This window comes from Vibrio sp. Y20_XG_PY13 (genome assembly GCF_024181925.1).
Lineage (GTDB): Bacteria > Pseudomonadota > Gammaproteobacteria > Enterobacterales > Vibrionaceae > Vibrio > Vibrio parahaemolyticus.
The window spans coordinates 149,570-167,947 of the sequence record NZ_JAMZAL010000003.1 but is presented as its reverse complement, the minus strand read 5'-3'; the positions used below and the strand labels follow the sequence as shown (position 1 = coordinate 167,947).

Genomic DNA, 18,378 nt, shown 5'->3' with positions numbered 1-18,378 from the left:
ACTCCTTATGCGTTCTCTGCTTGAGCAAGAAGATGTTGAGTAAAGCGGTACAAGTAGTGAGGACCACCAGCTTTTGGACCTGTACCAGACAAGCCTTGACCACCAAATGGCTGAACGCCAACAACCGCACCAACTTGATCTCGGTTGATGTAGCAGTTGCCCACGCGAGCGTGCTTTTCAATCCAGCGATAAGTGGTTTCGTTACGGCTGTGAATGCCCATTGTTAGACCAAAACCTGTTTGGTTGATCTGCTCTACCACGTTTGGCAGTTCAGACGCTTTAAAGCGAACAATGTGCAAGATAGGACCAAATTGCTCTTCTTTCAGAACATCAATGCCTGAGATTTCAAACGCACTTGGCGCAACAAAATCGCCATACTGACACGCTTCTTCCAGTTGCAGCTGCGCAACTTTCTTCTGCGTGCTGCTCATCTGTTCTAGGTGAGCAAGGAGTTTTTGCTTCGCATTGCGGTCAATAACCGGACCCACATCGGTTTTGTGCAAGTAAGGCAAGCCAACGTGTAGCTCTTTCATCGCGCCTTGGATAAGGGTGATGATGCGATCCGCAACGTCTTCTTGAACAAACAGCACACGAAGCGCAGAACAGCGTTGACCCGCCGATGCAAACGCAGAGCGAATCACATCACGAACCACCTGCTCTGGCAGTGCAGTACTGTCGACGATCATGGCGTTTTGGCCGCCAGTTTCCGCGATAAACGGTACTGGCTTCGCGGTACGCTCTGCCAACGTTACGTTGATGCGCTGTGCCGTTGCCGTAGAGCCCGTAAATGCGACACCTGCGATGGCGTCGTGAGAGGTTAGTGCATGACCAATCTCACCACCGCGACCAGGAAGTAATTGAATTACGCCAGCTGGGAAGCCAGCTTCCAGCATCAAATCAATCGCGCGAGCAGCAATCAAGCTGGTTTGTTCAGCCGGTTTAGCAACCACTGTGTTACCCGCAACAAGCGCCGCGGTTACTTGACCAAGGAAAATCGCCAGAGGGAAGTTCCAAGGGCTAATACAAACGAACACACCGAGACCTTCACGGCTAGAAATGCGTTTCACACCATCGAAACCTTCCAGTTCAAATGGTTGTAGGTTTTGCGCTTGTTTTGCGTAGTAACGACAGAAATCAACCGCTTCACGAACTTCATCAATGCTGTCGTGAATGGTTTTACCCGCTTCTTGATGACAAATCGCCACCAACTCCGCCAAGTTTGCTTCCATCAGGTCAGCAAGTGTTTCTAAACACTTCGCTTTTTGCTCAATCGCAGTGCCTTTCCATTCTGGGAATGCCGCTTGCGCCGCTTCAATCGCAGCGGAAACATGATCAAGAGTTGCAAAAGCGACTTGACCCACTTCAACACGACGATCGTAAGGCGCGGTAATGATCTCAGCGAGGTTTTCCTTGATCATGCTTTCGGCAAAACGTTCACCGTTGATCACAGGGCCCGCAACCCACTTATTGTTTAGGAAGCTTTCAACTTGCGCTTCAAATGGTTTTGCTTCGCTTTCGATATCGATGTTGACGCCGTAAGAGTTTTTACGCTCAGGGAAAATACCTGAAGGCATTGGGATCTTATCGTTATTCAGCGTCGCAAAACTGGTTAGCGCATCCACAGGGTGATGTGTCAGTTCAGAAATTGGGCAACGCGCGTCAACCAAACGGTGTACAAACGAGCTGTTTGCGCCATTTTCTAGCAAACGACGAACAAGGTAAGGCAGTAGATCCGCGTGGCTACCAACAGGAGCGTAAATACGAACAGGTTGACCGTATTTCTCCATCACGTGGTTGTAGAGCGAATCTCCCATGCCGTGTAGGCGTTGGAATTCAAAATCCTTATGCTGCGCCATCACTGCAATCGCAGTAACTGTGTGCGCATTGTGGCTGGCAAATTGCGGGAAGATATTGCCACGTACGCCTTCGCTTAATAGGAAACGCGCACATGCAAGGTAAGCAACATCGGTCGCTTCTTTGCGTGTGTACACAGGGTAGTTTTCGTAGCCCGCTTGTTGTGACCATTTGATTTCGCTATCCCAGTACGCGCCTTTTACCAAGCGAAGTGGGATCAAGTCACCTTGTTCTTTCGCAAGGGCATTGAGCCAAACCAATACTGGTAGAGCACGCTTCGAGTACGCTTGCACAACAAGACCAAACTTGCCCCAACCTTTGACGAGGTCACTGCGGTAAATCTTCTCGAACAGCTTTAGAGACAGCTCAAGGCGATCAGCTTCTTCTGCATCAATCGTGATCGCAACGTCGACTTCAATCGCGCGTTTTAGTAGTTGCATGAGCGTTTCGTACAGCTCAGTCATAACACGCTCTTCGTTCGCCACTTCGTAGCGAGGGTGCAATGCTGAAAGTTTGATAGAAACCGAAGGCGCAGGGCTGGTGTCGTTACCGTAAGTCTCGCGACCCACCGCTTCGATCGCCATTAGGTAATCTTTGAAGTATTTATTTGCATCCGCTGTTGTTAGCGCCGCTTCACCCAACATATCAAATGAGTAAGTGAAACCTTTGTCGCGCATCGGGCGACCATTTTTCTGCGCTTCTTCAATCGTGCGGCCGCGAACAAACTGGTGACCCATGATCTTCATTGCCTGATACATGGCTTTACGAATCACAGGTTCAGAGAATTTGTTAACCAGACGGTTTACAGCCTGACTTGGGCTCTGGGTGCCTTGCTCACCAAGACCGACCACTTTACCTGTCAGCATTAGACCCCATGTAGACGCGTTAACGAAAACAGAGTCTGAGTTTTTCAGGTGAGATTTCCAGTCCGCAACGCTTAACTTGTCTTTAATCAGCGCGTCTGCGGTTGCCGCATCCGGGATGCGCATTAATGCTTCTGCGAGACACATCAGCAAGATACCTTCTTGAGTATCGAGACTGTATTCCAGCAAAAGTGCATCAATCATCTGGATTGACTTCTTATCGGCACGAATGGCTTCAATAAGTTTGGTCGTTTGGTTAGTGATCGCCGATTTTTCTTCCGTTGTCGGCGTCGCTAGTGGCAATAATTGCTCTAGCCATTGAGACTCGTCCACCATATACAATGGCGAGATCAGTGACCACAACTTATCAAGCGGCTGCCCGATAAATTCCGGTGTCAACACGTTCGTAGCTGTAAACATGTGTGTTCCTCAATCTCACTCCTCGAAAACCGCTTCGAGGATCATCAATGGCTGGCAGTGTATTTTGAGGCCGATAATAATACTTGTCAAAAACTACGATATTTTTGCAAAAAACTCGCTTTTATAACAAAACATCCACATAGTCACATTCAAATAGATAATATTTTGTGTTGTAAATTTTAATTTTTGCATTTTAATCACAACAAAATATTAGGAATATCAATAAGATTATTCTTATAGCAACACCTTCTTTTGAGCATTGGAGGCCGTAACGCTCAATAAACCGTCAATTTGGCCTCAAATCTATAAAATTGAGAAATAGATCACAGGTAAAAAAGTACAAAAAAACCATGCAAAGAGCATGGTTTTGTCTTTTTCTGGGTAAATTTACCCAACCTGTTTCTTATACTGAGAGGGAGAAAGTCCCTGCAATCGAGTGAAGGTATGAGTAAAAGTGCTTTGACTTGAGAAGCCGGTAAACTCGGCGATTTGCCCTAAAGAGAGGTGACCTTGCTCGATTAGCTCACGAGCCATATCAATGCGCTTACCTAATACGTATTGATGCGGAGTAATCCCCATCTGATCTTTAAACAAGCTGTGGAATTGGCTTTCACCCAAGAAAACGCGCCCCGCAAGCTGAGCAACGCTGATCTTATGGCTGAGATGTTGTTCGATGTAGCGGTCTATTGCTTCTAGATCAAAGCGCGAATCTTTGCGGCTGGTTTCAAATGCAGAGATATGGCGCTGCATCAATGCAATCACGGTGTCATTACACGCGCGACTAAGCAGCAGATCGTCAGGATGGTTACGCATTTCCTGTACCAGCATCTGAATCAGCTTCTGAATTTGACCATCGAGTTGAAAGTAAAGGTGGGAACGTTCTAGGTTATTGATCTTCTGAAGCATCTCAGGGTCATCATTGGTCGGCTTCGGCATATTCAGCACTAAAATATCCGATTGATGAATCACGCCGCCGAAAGCATGATCAGAGCATGCTGTTACCACACAACCTTGCCCAGGACCGACTAAATTACCCTGCCCACGGACTTCGAATTCCGCTTGACCTTTCAACCCAATCACGATCTGCGTGTAAGCATGATCATGGCAATCCATATAAGATGGCAATGTGATCAGTTCTGCTGGTTTTGGCAGCATACTTTCTTTATATGGTGGGGCTTTCGGGTTATCTGAGTCACTCATTTCACGCGGTCATCTTAAGCGTTCGGCTTACATCGAGGCATGATATACCTTCTCGGTTGCCTTGCAAATCTCCACGGAGCCAATCGCGCAAGATCAAACCAACAAGATCAACTCCAACCACATGATCATAGTTCCGGAACGATGATCATGCGAGATTAACTTACGGTCAATGTACAACCAACTTTCTTAACAAAAACGGGCAGATAGAAAAGGCGGGCATTGGCAACAAGCTAAGTTCCTAAAGATCTTCACTACAAAAGTCTCGTATTTTTCTATGTATTCCTGCCGCGAATGGCTAAAAACGCATTAATCGATTGAATATAAACCACATAGAGGGATTTCCCCCCTTACTAATATGCCCCTGATTCAATACATTAGACCTCGAGCTCTAGGATGCATACGACCCTGAGCTCTCGGTATCTGATTGATACCTCTAACTTACTTAGCAGACCCTCGCTATGTAATTTAGAACCTCTTCTACACGTCGACAAGATTATATCTTGTGTTGCCAGCCCGTCTTCAGGCTGGCTTTTTTTTGTATCTCAAAAATGAAAACAATGGCATAAGCTGATATTATATCGGCCATCTCACCGTATCCTTACGTCAATCACCACGCTGAGTACTCTTGATCCATTTTTCTCCGCTCCCAGTGCCATCTGGTGCTATTTACCGAAAGCATGATCAAGGAATAACACCGCGTAGATGACGAAAGAATCCATGAAGTGAGCATACTGACCTGCATAAAGCAGGCAATGTATCCAAGTCATGTCTGAATGCTGGTGTAAACACAGCTTATGGAGAGATGGCTTGGGGCTAAATAGCAGTAGTGAGTCCTCTTGTGAATATTCCAGTCAATACCATAGAACAGTCGCTCCTCCGACAGCTACCGGGTTGTTGGGGATGCAAAGATAAAGATTCGGTATTCCGTTATGTGAATCAGGAATACGCCGAATTATTGGGCCATGCCTCACCAGAAGAGTGCATTGGTAAAACTGACTTCGAGATGTCGAGCCCAACCACTGAATGCGCACAAGAATTTCAACGCCAAGATAAACATGTGATCGAAACGGGTGAATCGTTGAAGATCCTTGATATTCATCCTTACCCTGACGGGCGTTGGCGCGCACATATTTTCACGAAAACCCCTTGGCGAGATGAACAAGGCAACATCCTCGGCACCATTTTTTATGGCCGAGAGTTAACCGACACCGCCGTGATCGAAGTGGGCTACTGGGTGTGTCGAGCCATCGGTACAGACATAAACCATCAATCCATTTTCCGTTTTTCGAATCTGAACCCGAAGCCAGAAAAGCTCACATGCCGCGAGCAAGAAACGCTATTTTTACTGCTTTACGGCAAAAAACCTCAGTTTATTTCTCAAGTGATGGGCATCTCCACAAAAACGGTAGAAGGGCACGTCGCACGTCTAAGAAACAAGTTTGAAGCGAATAGTAAGAACGAGCTGATCGATAAAGCAATGGAGGCAGGCTATGGATCTGTTGTACCCAAAACGCTGCTTAAACATCAGCTTTCTGTTGTTTTGAATGGAGAGCGCTAACGCCACGCCGCTTTATCTTTATAAACACAAACACCGCCTTAAAGGCGGTGTTTTGTTAGGCGTTAAATAAGATGCCCTATGGCGCGAGACGGTCGATATCCCATTCACCATCGTGTTGAGAGAATAGGAAACGGTCATGCAGACGATGCTCACCGCCTTGCCAAAACTCAATGCTTTGCGGTTTAACTCTAAAGCCGCCCCAAAATGTTGGCATTGGAATTTCACCTTTGGCAAATTTCTGTTTGAGCTCAAGGAACTTACCTTCCAGCACTCCACGAGCAGAAATACGGCTACTTTGCTTACTCGCAATGGCCGCCAACTGGCTATCTTTAGGGCGGGAAGTAAAATACTTCATGTTTTCCATCGCAGTCAGCTTTTCAGCCACACCAGTAATGTGAACTTGGCGCTCTAATGGATGCCAAGGGAAATGCAGGCTGATGTTGCTGTTATGTTCAAGATGCTGCGCTTTGCGACTACCTAAGTTGGTGTAAAACACGAAGCCATCTTTATCGACGTTTTTCAATAAAACGATTCGTTGAAATGGCATGCCGTTTTCATCCACGGTCGCCACTGTCATCGCAGTAGGATCAGTCAACCCCGCCTTAATCGCTTGCTCCAACCAAAGGTTGAATTGATCAATTGGATCAGCTTTCAAATCTTTACGACGTAGGCCACCTTTCGTGTACTCACGACGAATATCAGCAAGTTCCATCTTTACTCCTTCACTCGTTTTTGTCGATTGTGCTCCCGAAGCTACTGAAATACAAGGACAGCAAACATAGATGTTGAAAAACCGATGGTAACCTCTAGGTTCAGGCAAAAAGCGAGGCCCGGCAACACTTCTAACGAGACCAAAGACCAACGGCAGGGCAAGTTTTTCCACCCAAATGATAAGATTGAAGCGACGAAAAGTAACATGAAGTCATCCAAAATAACTTCGCTTCGTTTGCTCTCCAACAGGACAAGATTGACTATTTGACCTCAAGTGAGCATAAACTGACCGCTATGTCACACAACGAACCAATCGCTTACTTGGCAAACAACCGTTACGTATTTATTAGTACGGAATACTACTTCTAAAATGCAGTTCGATTCCTAGTTAACGTTACCGCTCACAGCATCGTTTAATACCTTTTGATAACATGGCATTAAAAACTCCGGTGAGCTAATTGTGAACTTACTCAATCCCAAAGCCCTGCGCCATTTTCTATTGCTGTTGTTTGTTATCGGCATTCTAGGGCTTGCTCTTACGCATCACTACGCAACTCGCTATCAACACGATCAATGGCAACAAAAACTCAAAAGCCAAGCGGCTCAAGTCTCACAAGAAGTCGACTACGAACTGGCGAAGTTTGAACAAATTCCCAATTTGCTTAGCCATGACCCACGCTTGCTTGAAGCCGTTGAGAAAGGTGCACCGTCGACAGAACTGAACTTACTGTTGGCGCAATGGCTGAAGCAAAGTTTGGCCGATACCATTTATGTCCATGATAAAACAGGCTTGGTTATCGCTTCGAGTAACTATCAACAGGCGGATACGTTTGTCGGTTCGAGTTTTAGTTATCGCCCTTACTTTAAAAATGCCCGTCGTGGTGAGCCAGCACAATACGTGGGGTTAGGAGTACGCTCTAACAAACGGGGTTACTTCTTTTCCTCTCCACTATGGTTGAACGGCGATGTCATCGGCGTCATCACGGTAAAAGTGAATTTGGAGCAGTTGGAACAGCGCCTTGCACAAAGTGGCGCAGACGTTTTGGTGACCGACAAACACAACGTAGTGTTTATGAGCAACCTACCCGATTGGCGCTATCGCGCACTGTTTCCACTCTCACCAACGGCCATCAATGAACTGACTGAAACTCGCCAATACGGTGACACGTTGCCCGAATATTACGGCGAACTTACCGCGCAAAGTGACGAAAGTGAGTTTGCGGATAACCAATTATTGCTGTCACCAAACTACCTCGCGTACGCGACACATTTGTTGGATAAAGGTTTTCGCGTTGTAGCGTTAATCAATCACCACACCGTACTGACGGCAGTATTGCAAGCAGATGTAGTCTATTTGATTTTATACGCGCTGATTGCCCTGATCGCATTGGCATGGTTTCAGATGCTGGTAAACAAGGCACGCCTTGCCAATCTCAATGTGAGCTTGGAAGAAAAAGTCATGCAACGCACGCTTGTACTAAGTGAAGCAAACCACAAGTTGCAGCAAACGGTTCGTCAGTATGAACAAAGCCAGCAAGAGCTAAGACAAACTCAGCAAGAGCTGACTCAAGCCGCCAAACTTGCTTTGCTGGGAGAGTTGTCTGCCAGTATCAACCACGAGATAAACCAACCACTTGCCGCGCTGAGAACTTACACCGAAAACTCCCAGCGCTTGTTGTCGATGGAACGCTACCCGATGGTAGCAGACAACTTAAGCAAAATGCTCTCGCTGAATGAAACCATTGCCGAGGTCATTGCTAGGCTAAAAGTCTTCACCCGTAAAACTTCTCATGAATCTCATAATGAAGTGTCGATACTCCACGATGCGGTGCACAATGCCACCAGCATATTGAGCAATAAATTGATCAAGCAAGGCGTCACGCTCAAAGTACCGACGATCGACCACGAGGTAAGACTCGCCATTCACAGCGTTGAACTAGAACAAGTGCTCATCAATCTGTTCCACAACGCTGCGCAAGCGATGGATGGCTATTGTATTGATCCACAAATTTCCATCGCGATTCAATGCCACGATTCGAGCTGCGATATTCTGGTGTCAGATAACGGCCCGGGGATGTCTGACGAGGCACTGGCGAAAATCTTTGACCCGTTTTTTACCACCAAACCAGAAGGGCTCGGACTGGGTTTGACCATTTCAAAACGTATTTTAGAAAGCTATCACGGAGCGCTCAGCGCCTATAACCACCAAGGGACGCAATCGGGTGAGTCAGGCGGCATGACCTTTGTGGTCACCGTTCCGATGGCAAACACCAGTACCACCAAACCAGTAACGGAAAACGACCATGCATAACGCAGTTATCTTTGTTGATGACGAACCACACATTCGTGATGCCGTTTCACAAGCACTACTTATCGAGGGCATTGAAGTCACTTGCTTTCCCAATGCCGTTGAAGCACTCAGAGTTATCGATGCCAATTCTCCAGCCATCATCATTACGGATATTCACATGCCGGTCATGGATGGCTTAGAGTTTATGCGTACGCTGCTGAGCAAAAATCACCACTTTCAATTCATCGTTCTAACTGGGCATGGCGACGTTAAAACGGCGGTCGAAGCAATGAAAAGCGGCGCGTACGACTTTCTGGAAAAACCATTTTCAACCGATCAACTGATGAAATCACTGAACAACGCCAGCGATAAGCTGAACTTGTTGCAAGAAAACATCTGGCTAAAGAAAGAGCTCGACATGCAAACCCATGTCGGCCCAAAAATGATTGGTCACAGTAAAGTCATGGTGAGTATTCGCCGAGCCTTAATCAGCGCACCGACGAACCAACCTCTGATTTTCGTGGGACAAGACGGCACTGGCCGCCGATTAGCTGCGCAATTTGCTCACGATATTCACGCCACACCAGACAGCGAGCTGATTGCAGCATCAGGTGAAGACCTTTACGAACTGTCGCTAGATGCACTCGACAAAGCCATTGAACACCTGACGGAAGACTCAAATCGTTGCAGTTTGTACCTGCACAGCGCAGAACATATCTCGCTCGCACAGTGGCAATGCCTGTTTAACCACCCGAAATTGGAGCGCGTATTTGGTGCGACGACCAAGGTTGATGCCGATGTTAAAACGTTCGCAACGCTCATCCACTTACCAACGCTGGATGAACGCAAAGAAGATATTGGCCCACTTTACAAACACTTCGTACGTCATGCAGCAAGCCGTTATCAGCTGCAACCACCGCACATCAGTTTGGACGAAGTACGCCGAATTACAGAGCTTTCTTGGCCAGAAAACGTTAAACAACTGCGCCAATTTGCGGAGCTGCGCGCTCTCAAACCTGAGACTTTTCGCATGGAAGATTGGGACAGTGAAAAGAGCATCGAAATTCAGAGCATGACTCAACGCACAGAACACTTTGAATACTGTCTGTTATTTGATGCATTGCAGCGACACAGAGGCAGACTTAAAGAGGTTCAACTAGAATTACAGGTGTCACGCAAGACCTTGTACGACAAACTAAAAAAACATCAGTTGGACAAATCGAAGTTTAAGGCTCAGTAGCAATACCTCAAAATCTCTTCAGCCTTTCAGCAAGAACGGGCTGAAGCCAGACGGGTAACCTGAGCGAATGTCCTCTGTTACTTATTTTTATTAGCCGGAATGCTGACATGATCGGGTAATAATAATAAGATCAAAAAGATAATCCGTATTTATATAAGCAGAGAATGTGATGAGCCGAGACAACTACAACAAACTCAGCAATGATGAGCTGGATTTTGTCGATGACAAAACTGCCGCACTGCTTCTCAACACCCCAAATAGCGCCCGACTAATGTTGTGGGTTATGGTGTTGTTTTTTGTTGCAGCCATTGGTTGGGCATCGTGGGCACAGATCGACCAAGTCACCGTCGGTCAAGGTAAAGTAATTCCCTCTTCTCAAATCCAAGTAGTTCAAAACTTGGAAGGTGGTCTCGTCAAAGAAATTCTGGTGAAGGAAGGCCAACTGGTGAAAAAAGGCCAGCAACTTCTGTTGATCGACGATACTCGTTTTCGCTCGGACTACCGCGAACGTGAACAACAAGTTGCCAACCTGACCGCCTCGGTATTACAACTTTCTGCTTCTATCAACAGCGTTGCCGTCAATCGCGATTTTAATATTCAAGATTGGGAAAAAAGCGTCGTTCTCGATTACGGCAAACTGACTTTCCCACCGGTATTGGAAGAGACGCAGCCACAATTAACTCAGCGTCAAAAAGCAGAATACCGCGAAGATTTGGATAACCTACGCAACCAACTGTCGGTGATCGATCAACAAGTTGAGCAAAAACAGCAAGACTTGGTCGAAATTGAAGCGCGAGTGCGCAACTTACGCCAAAGCTACCAATACGCGAAGAAAGAACTGGATATCACCCAACCGTTGGCGGATGAAGGCGTTGTTCCGCGTATTGAGCTACTCAAATTGCAGCGCCAAGTGAACGACACTCGCCGTGAAATGACATCTAGCGAACTGAAAATCCCAGTGATCAAATCCGCCATCAAAGAATCCATGCTCAATCGCATCGATGTGGCGTTGAAGTTCCGTTCCGAACAACAAGAGAAACTCAATAATGCTCAAGACCAACTGTCTGCATTAGTTGAATCGGCAGTTGGCTTGGAAGACCGCGTAAACCGCACGGTGGTTGTCTCTCCGGTGACAGGCAAAATCAAAACGCTGAACGTCAACACCGTGGGCGGCGTTATCCAACCGGGTATGGACATCGTTGAAATCGTACCAACCGAAGACACCTTGTTAGTTGAGGCGAAAATCGCCCCGAAAGACATCGCTTTTCTACGCCCGAACCTAAATGCCATCGTAAAATTCACCGCGTATGACTTTACAAAATACGGCGGCTTAGTGGGTGAACTGGAGCACATCAGTGCAGATACCACCCAAGACGAGGAAGGCAACAGTTTCTACATCGTGCGTGTGCGCACAGAAAAAACCAGCTTTGGTCAGGATGCCGATTTACCAATCATTCCAGGAATGACAGCATCGGTCGATATCATCACAGGGAAGCGAACCGTTTTGGAGTATCTGCTTAAGCCGATCTTAAGCGCCAAAACCAACGCCTTGAAGGAGTAACTGATACAAAGGCACTCACAATGTGCAGTTAAGCTCGATAAGTGGTTAAATAAAAAGCACTTATTTCTCACCAACGAGCCCATTGGAAGAGTACACTTGTGATGTGAGTCGAATATGCGATCCAATTTGAAGCGTAAAGTTACATTATTAATCAGTTTAAGTTGTTTTTCGTTCCAAATTGGTGCGTTAAGCACAAAAGAACAACGATGGGTCGATGCGGTCACAGCGGTGTATGGCGAACGCGCCGGATTGCGCGTAAATACATGGCGACAGAACATCGACCTTTTTAAACAATTGGAGACTCATGAACAGCTCGTGGGCGTTAACGATTTTTTCAACCAACTCTATTTCGTTGACGACATAAAACTGTGGGGAAAGACAGACTATTGGGCTACGCCACTCGAATTTTTAGGGAGCAACGGCGGCGATTGTGAGGATTTCACCATCGCTAAGTACTTCTCGTTACTCGAGCTAGGAATACCAGATTCAAAGATGCGTTTGATCTACGTAAAAGCCATCGAACTGAATCAGTTTCACATGGTATTAGCCTACTACCCGACCCCAAGTTCTGAGCCGCTCATCCTCGACAATATCAATCCAGAAATTGTCCGAGCCTCTAAACGTAGCGATTTGCTACCGATATACAGTTTTAATGGTACAAACCTGTGGTTGATGAAGTCCTCTGCTGGCACTGGAGAGCTAGCGGGGAAAGCATCACGTTTGAGCCTTTGGAATGACTTACGCTCGCGCGAACGTAAGTTGCAGTTAAATAAACCTAAAATTAACTATGACGAGTGAGAAACATGACCCTATATAAGAAGCTTGTAGTGGGAATGGTTACGGTCTTTATACTCTTGATGGCATCAGTATTCGTAATCGAATTCAATACTACTCGAACGAGCTTGGAACAACAGCAACGTTCAGAGGTCAACAACACCATCAACACCGTGGGTTTGGCGTTAGCACCTTACCTAAAAGATAAAGACAAGGTTGCCGTTGAATCGGTAATCAATGCATTATTTGACGGCAGTACCTACTCAGTGGTGCGTCTCACCGCGTTAGATTCTGATTACCAGATCGTACGCTCTTACCCAGTAAAACCAAGCACTGTTCCGCAATGGTTTATCGACATGAATCTGTTCAAAGCGATTCACGATAAACGCGTGGTCACCAGTGGTTGGATGCAACTGGCCGAAGTCGAAATCATCAGCCACCCAGGCGCGGCGTATGAACAGCTATGGCAAGGTTTTATCCGTTTGCTATCTGCGTTTAGCGTCATCTTCCTAGCGGGATTGATTGCGATTTCTTACATTCTGCGTCGTTCTCTAAAGCCACTGGCTGCTATCGTGAAGAAAATGCACGACATCGCAAACAACCAGTTTGGTGAGCCACTCACTCGCCCTAAAACCAAAGACCTGATCGCGGTCGTGGATGGCATCAACATGATGTCGGCACAGATTGAGTTGTCATTTAAAGAACAGGCCAAAGAAGCACAACGTCTACGTGCTCAAGCATACCTAGATCCTATCTCCAAACTAGGTAACCGCTCGTTCTACATCAACCAAGTTGACCAATGGTTGGCAGAACAAACGCAAGGGGGTATCGCGCTACTCCATGCAGAATATATTGGCGACATTTACGAGACAAAAGACTACCAACGCGCTGATGCCCACGTGAAAGAGTTGTCTCAACGTCTGAAAAACACCATTGATGTACCGGGAGCCACCATTGCTCGTCTTTCTAGTGATGAATTCGGTCTGCTTTTCCCGCACATGGATGAGAGCGAACTGCGCATTCTCGCGGACAGCATCGTCAACTGTGTCAATGGCCTAAACACTGATCCAACTGGCTTAGCAAAACCAAAAGCATCGCTTGGTGTGGCACACAGCAAAGATCAGAAAACGCGTTCTGAAGTCCTTTCTATGGTGGATAACGCACTATCGAAAGCCAAAGCACAGCCAGACAAACCATACGGCTTCATTGGTAGCGATACGCCATCTAACTTGATGGGTAAGCAGCAATGGAAAGCGTTGGTTGAAGAAGCAATCCACAGCGATTGGGTGAAATTCCGCTTCCAAGCTGCGAAGAATACTTGGGGCAAAGTGTTCCATAACGAAGTGTTCTCAAGCATCGAAAAAGATGGCGAGACTTACCGTGCTAACCAATACTTATTTGCATTGGAACAGTTGGATGCGACCAACATCTTCGACCAATACGTGATTGAGTCGATGATTAAGATGCTAGAAAGCGGCGAGCTTAACGATCCAGTCGCGATTAACATCGCACAAAGCAGCTTGTCTCAGCCATCGTTCATTCGCTGGACAACCAACATGTTGGAGAAACACTCGAAAGTGGCGTCTAAACTTCACTTTGAGATTCCTGAAGAATGCTTCATTGATCATCCGCACCATACCGCGCTGCTTTGTAACGCAATTCGTCAGTCTGGTGCTGAGTTTGGTGTCGACAACTATGGTCGTAACTTCCAGTCACTGGAATACATCCAAGAGTTCCGTCCGAACTACGTGAAGCTGGATTACTTGTTCACACACAACTTACACGACGAAAAACAGAAGTTCACACTCACGTCGATCTCTCGTACCGCTCACAACTTGGGCATTACTACGATTGCATCGCGTATTGAAACTCAGATCCAATTGGATTTCCTCACCGAGCACTTCGTAGAGGTATTCCAAGGATTCATCGTCGACAAGGAATAATAAGGTTCACCAACGATGAAAGACCCTTTACTGAATTCGCTCATCTACGTTAGCCGTTACTATGGGTTAGCCAACTCGCCGGAAGCTCTTGTGAATGGGCTTCCGCTGTCAGATGGTAAATTGACCCCGTTCCTGCTACCAAGAGCGGCGGAAAGGGCCGGATTGGTTGCCAAGGAAAACCGCGCAGAGCTGGAGAAAATCTCCAGCCTGATTCTGCCGGCAATCTTAGTTCTTAAAGGTGGTGACTCTTGCGTTCTCAATAGCATCAATATGGAGACACGCGAAGCAGAAGTCACAACCTTAGAAAGTGGAATGGTGCCAATCTCCATTCCATTAGAAGACCTACTTGAGCAGTACACTGGTCGCTACTTTTTAGTTAAAAAGCAATTCCGTTTCGACGAGCGCTCTCCCGAAGTGCTCAAAACCAAAGAAGGTCACTGGTTCTGGTCAACCTTGTGGCAATCTAAACGCATCTACCGCGATGTGCTTATCGCTTCTCTTTTGATCAACATCTTCGCCATTGCCGCACCAATGTTCACTCGTTTGGTGTACGACAAAGTGGTGCCAAACCTCGCGTTTGAAACCTTATGGGTGTTGGCAAGCGGTATCTTCGTCGTGTTCATTTTCGACTTTTCTCTCAAGTCACTTCGTAACTACTTCATCGATGTGGCGGGTAAAAAGTCGGATATTCTGATCTCCTCTAAACTGTTTAGCAAAGTAATGGGGATTCGAATGGAATCCAAACCGCCGTCAGTGGGTGCATTTGCACGTCACTTGCAGGAGTTTGAATCCATCCGCGAATTCTTCACTTCCGCTACCGTCAGCGCGTTGATCGACCTACCATTTGCGATTCTGTTTTTAATCATCATTTGGTTGATGGCGGGCAATTTGGTATTTGTGCCGATGGTAGGTGTTCTCATTCTGATTATCCACTCACTACTCATCCAAGGCCCTCTACGCCGTTCTATCGAGGAAGGCTCACGTCTGGCTTCTCAAAAATACGCCAACCTGATTGAGAGCTTGGCAGGCTTAGAAACGGTGAAAATGTTGAGTGCTCAAAGCCAGTTCCAATACCGCTGGGAAGAAGCAGTGGCGCACATGGCAAACTGGAACATCAAGAGCCGCCGCATTACCGACAGCATCCAAAACGCTGCGGGTTTCGTGCAGCAAAGTAGTAACGTCGGGATGATCATCTTAGGCGTTTACTTGATTGCAGAAGGTGACTTAACCATGGGTGGTTTGATTGCCGCAACCATGCTAAGTGGTCGTGCGATTGGGCCTTTGGTTCAGCTATCGCTACTTTCAACGCGTTATAACCAAGCCAAATCGTCGATGACCATCATCAACCAAGTGATGGAAATGCCGGACGAGCAGGAAGAAGGCAAACGCTACATTCACCGCCCTATTGTACAAGGTAAGATTGAGCTAGAACGCGTTACTTTCCACTACCCAGACTCACCAGTCGCGTCAATTCGAGATTTGAGTTTGACGATTAATCCTGGCGAGAAAGTGGCGATTATCGGCCGTATCGGTTCGGGTAAAACCACGTTAGAGCGTCTCATCATGGGCTTATACCAACCGACAGAAGGTCATGTTCGCATTGATGACACCGACATCGCGCAGCTTCATCATGTCGATATTCGCCGCAATATCGGGTGTGTGGCGCAAGATTCCAATCTGTTCTTTGGCTCCATCCGCGAAAACATCACGCTAGGCCGTCCATTAACCGATGACCGTGACGTGATGGATGCAGCCAATCGTGCGGGTGTGACCGCCTTTACGCAATCGGACCCAGCAGGTTTGGAGCGTCAGGTTGGTGAAGGGGGCGCAATGCTTTCTGGCGGTCAACGTCAGGCGGTGACGATTGCTCGCGCGTTCCTTGGACGTCCTCCGGTACTCTTGATGGATGAACCAACCAGTGCAATGGACAACCGCTCAGAAATGCACATCAAGCATCAATTGGCGCAGTTAAAACCGAGCGAAACGCTGATTTTGATTACACACAAAACGTCGATGCTCGACATCGTAGACCGCGTGATTGTAATGGAGAAAGGCAGCGTAATTGCAGACGGTCCAAAATCTCAAGTGCTGAACGACTTGAAGCAAGGTAAGGTTAGAGCAGTTAGCTAATCTCTGAAATCAAGAAAGCCATTATTGAAATACAAAGCCCCGTTGAATCGAATGTTTCACGGGGCTTATTTGATCGGCAAACCAAGATAGTTCAGCTCTTCAAGCACAACCCAAATAAGCACGAACCCCACGATCACCACCAGCATCATGATCGCCTTTTCATCTTCTTCCATACGCCCGCGCCTCTCCTACCAACTTCTTTCAACCACTACTAGGTTAGCAGGACGAAGGTCATATTCATCAAATTTATGACGCGCTTCACTTGGCGTAATTTCGGATATGGGATGAAGCTCAAACATTGAGCACATGAAAGAGACGCTGACTCTGGTTGAACATTAGGCATGGTAACGAAATACTACCCATCGCAGTCTTTCATTACGCTATTTCAGTAACATGTAAGGCGTTTTAATGCTGATACAGGGTAAACAGAGTAGAAAAATTGTGATTACTTACAGCAGAAAATCAGCTATAAAAGCCGCTTTCTAAATATCGTCGAGTTGAAGAAATGAATGATTGGATCCTATTAGAACAAGTGAGCCAGTATTTCACTACAGGCTCCCTCGGTTACAAAGTGTTGATGGGCATTTTTGTCCTGATCGCTTATCGTATCCTGAAGAGAATCGTCAATCGAGCCATCTTAAACTTAGCAACCTCAAAGGGCGTAAAAAAGGCCCGCCTGAGTTTTATTCAGCGCTGTTTCAATGTCGCGCTGCTGTTTTTGACCGCCTCTGTTTTTGCCATTATCACCGGTATAGGCTATGGCGATGTGTCATTGTTCCTATCGTCCATTTTCGCCGTATTGGGTGTGGCGTTTATCGCGCAGTGGTCAATTCTGAGCAATATCACCGCCAGCTTTTTGATCTTTTTTGTCTTCCCATACCGAGTGGGCGATCGTATTAAAGTCGTAGACAAAGACGAAGACATCAGTGGCGAGATTCAAGAAATCAGCATGTTTCACGTGTTAATTAAGCACGACAACGGAAACTTGATTACTTACCCAAACAACCAGATTTTGCAAAAAGCGGTACTAAAGCTGGCGAAAAATAAGCCAGAGCCAAGTAAAACAAAATCTCGGATTTATACTCGAAGAAAGAAATAATCCACTAAAAAGCCGATGTATCTACATCGGCTTTTTTAATGCACTTCTTTTTAAGTTTTAGTGTTGACCTAAACCAAACTTGAGGTTTTAGCATGCTCAACATTACACATTAATCAGAAAAAAGAAGGAATCTTTCATGTCCAAAATTGCGATTATTTATTTCTCTAAAACCGACGTTACTGGTCAACTTGCTCGCGCGATTGCCGCAGGCGTTGAACAACAAGGCATTAAGCAGCAAGGTGAATGTGAAATCCTCTCTCACCGAATTGAAGGCAGTGAGATTATTGAGGGACGTTTTGTGAATCCTCACTTAATGGATGAGCTTGCTGAGTGTGATGCGATCATCTTTGGCTCACCGACCTATATGGGCGGTGTAGCAGCGCAGTTTAAAGCATTTGCCGATGCAAGCAGTGAATCTTGGTATTACCAAAAATGGGCGGGCAAAATCGCGGCTGGCTTTACCAGTGGTGGGGCAATGAATGGCGACCAATCTTGCTCACTGCAATACCTTCAAACCTTCGCTTACCAGCACGGTATGATGTGGGTCGGATTGGATAAGATCAGCAATTCTGGGGAGCAAAATCTGAATCGCTACGGCGTGCAAGGTGGCATTGTTGCTCAAGGTGGTGCAGATGGTCTGTTGCATGCCTCTGATGTTGCAACGGCGGAGTATCTTGGCAAACGAGTCGCAATGCTAGTTGACAAGCTCTCCACTCGCTAACAATAAAAAGAAAC

The 18,378-nt window shown here is 46.6% G+C and carries 12 protein-coding genes; 9 read left to right on the top strand and 3 right to left on the bottom strand.

All coding sequences use genetic code 11. The features are described from left to right. Positions 1-5 precede the first annotated feature (5 nt). A complete protein-coding gene (putA, locus tag NL646_RS09740; protein ID WP_005477456.1) occupies positions 6-3,137 on the bottom strand; it encodes a bifunctional proline dehydrogenase/L-glutamate gamma-semialdehyde dehydrogenase PutA in 3,132 nt (1,043 codons plus the stop codon). A 387-nt stretch (positions 3,138-3,524) separates the two neighbouring features. Further along, positions 3,525-4,337 carry an AraC family transcriptional regulator gene (locus NL646_RS09735; protein WP_005468852.1) on the bottom strand — a complete coding sequence of 271 codons (813 nt, stop codon included), beginning with the start codon at positions 4,335-4,337 and terminating at the stop codon, positions 3,525-3,527. An 838-nt stretch (positions 4,338-5,175) separates the two neighbouring features. Here NL646_RS09735 and NL646_RS09730 point away from each other — a divergent pair. Beyond that, on the top strand, positions 5,176-5,895 hold the full coding sequence (locus NL646_RS09730) for a PAS domain-containing protein (RefSeq protein ID WP_025500833.1): 720 nt from the start codon (positions 5,176-5,178) through the stop codon (positions 5,893-5,895). 76 nt (positions 5,896-5,971) lie between these two features. On the opposite strand, the gene pdxH is transcribed toward NL646_RS09730, so the two are convergent. After that, a complete protein-coding gene (gene pdxH / locus NL646_RS09725; RefSeq protein ID WP_005464858.1) occupies positions 5,972-6,607 on the bottom strand; it encodes a pyridoxamine 5'-phosphate oxidase in 636 nt (211 codons plus the stop codon). Positions 6,608-7,066: 459 nt separating this feature from the next. Between pdxH and NL646_RS09720 the strand changes: the two genes are divergently transcribed. From NL646_RS09720 to NL646_RS09685, 8 genes are all read left to right on the top strand, one after another. Next, complete coding sequence (locus NL646_RS09720; protein ID WP_253664151.1) at positions 7,067-8,917, top strand: ATP-binding protein; 1,851 nt, start codon at positions 7,067-7,069, stop codon at positions 8,915-8,917. After that, entirely contained in the window at positions 8,910-10,136 is a 1,227-nt protein-coding gene (locus NL646_RS09715; protein WP_005500159.1) for a sigma-54 dependent transcriptional regulator, read from the top strand. The genes NL646_RS09720 and NL646_RS09715 overlap by 8 nt, the downstream gene beginning before the upstream one ends. A gap of 169 nt (positions 10,137-10,305) precedes the next feature. Then, positions 10,306-11,697: an HlyD family type I secretion periplasmic adaptor subunit gene (locus tag NL646_RS09710; protein WP_005464847.1), complete on the top strand. Its 1,392-nt coding sequence runs from the start codon at positions 10,306-10,308 to the stop codon at positions 11,695-11,697. Between the two features lie 114 nt (positions 11,698-11,811). After that, positions 11,812-12,495 carry a transglutaminase-like cysteine peptidase gene (locus NL646_RS09705; protein ID WP_005464869.1) on the top strand — a complete coding sequence of 228 codons (684 nt, stop codon included), beginning with the start codon at positions 11,812-11,814 and terminating at the stop codon, positions 12,493-12,495. A 5-nt stretch (positions 12,496-12,500) separates the two neighbouring features. Further along, entirely contained in the window at positions 12,501-14,414 is a 1,914-nt protein-coding gene (locus tag NL646_RS09700; RefSeq protein WP_005500162.1) for an EAL domain-containing protein, read from the top strand. A gap of 15 nt (positions 14,415-14,429) precedes the next feature. Beyond that, positions 14,430-16,544 (top strand): type I secretion system permease/ATPase, encoded by a 2,115-nt coding sequence (locus tag NL646_RS09695; RefSeq protein ID WP_253664150.1) that lies wholly within the window; start codon positions 14,430-14,432, stop codon positions 16,542-16,544. A 505-nt stretch (positions 16,545-17,049) separates the two neighbouring features. Further along, positions 17,050-17,643: a mechanosensitive ion channel family protein gene (locus NL646_RS09690; RefSeq protein ID WP_253664149.1), complete on the top strand. Its 594-nt coding sequence runs from the start codon at positions 17,050-17,052 to the stop codon at positions 17,641-17,643. A gap of 136 nt (positions 17,644-17,779) precedes the next feature. Then, positions 17,780-18,364: a flavodoxin family protein gene (locus NL646_RS09685; RefSeq protein WP_253664148.1), complete on the top strand. Its 585-nt coding sequence runs from the start codon at positions 17,780-17,782 to the stop codon at positions 18,362-18,364. Positions 18,365-18,378: the final 14 nt, after the last annotated feature.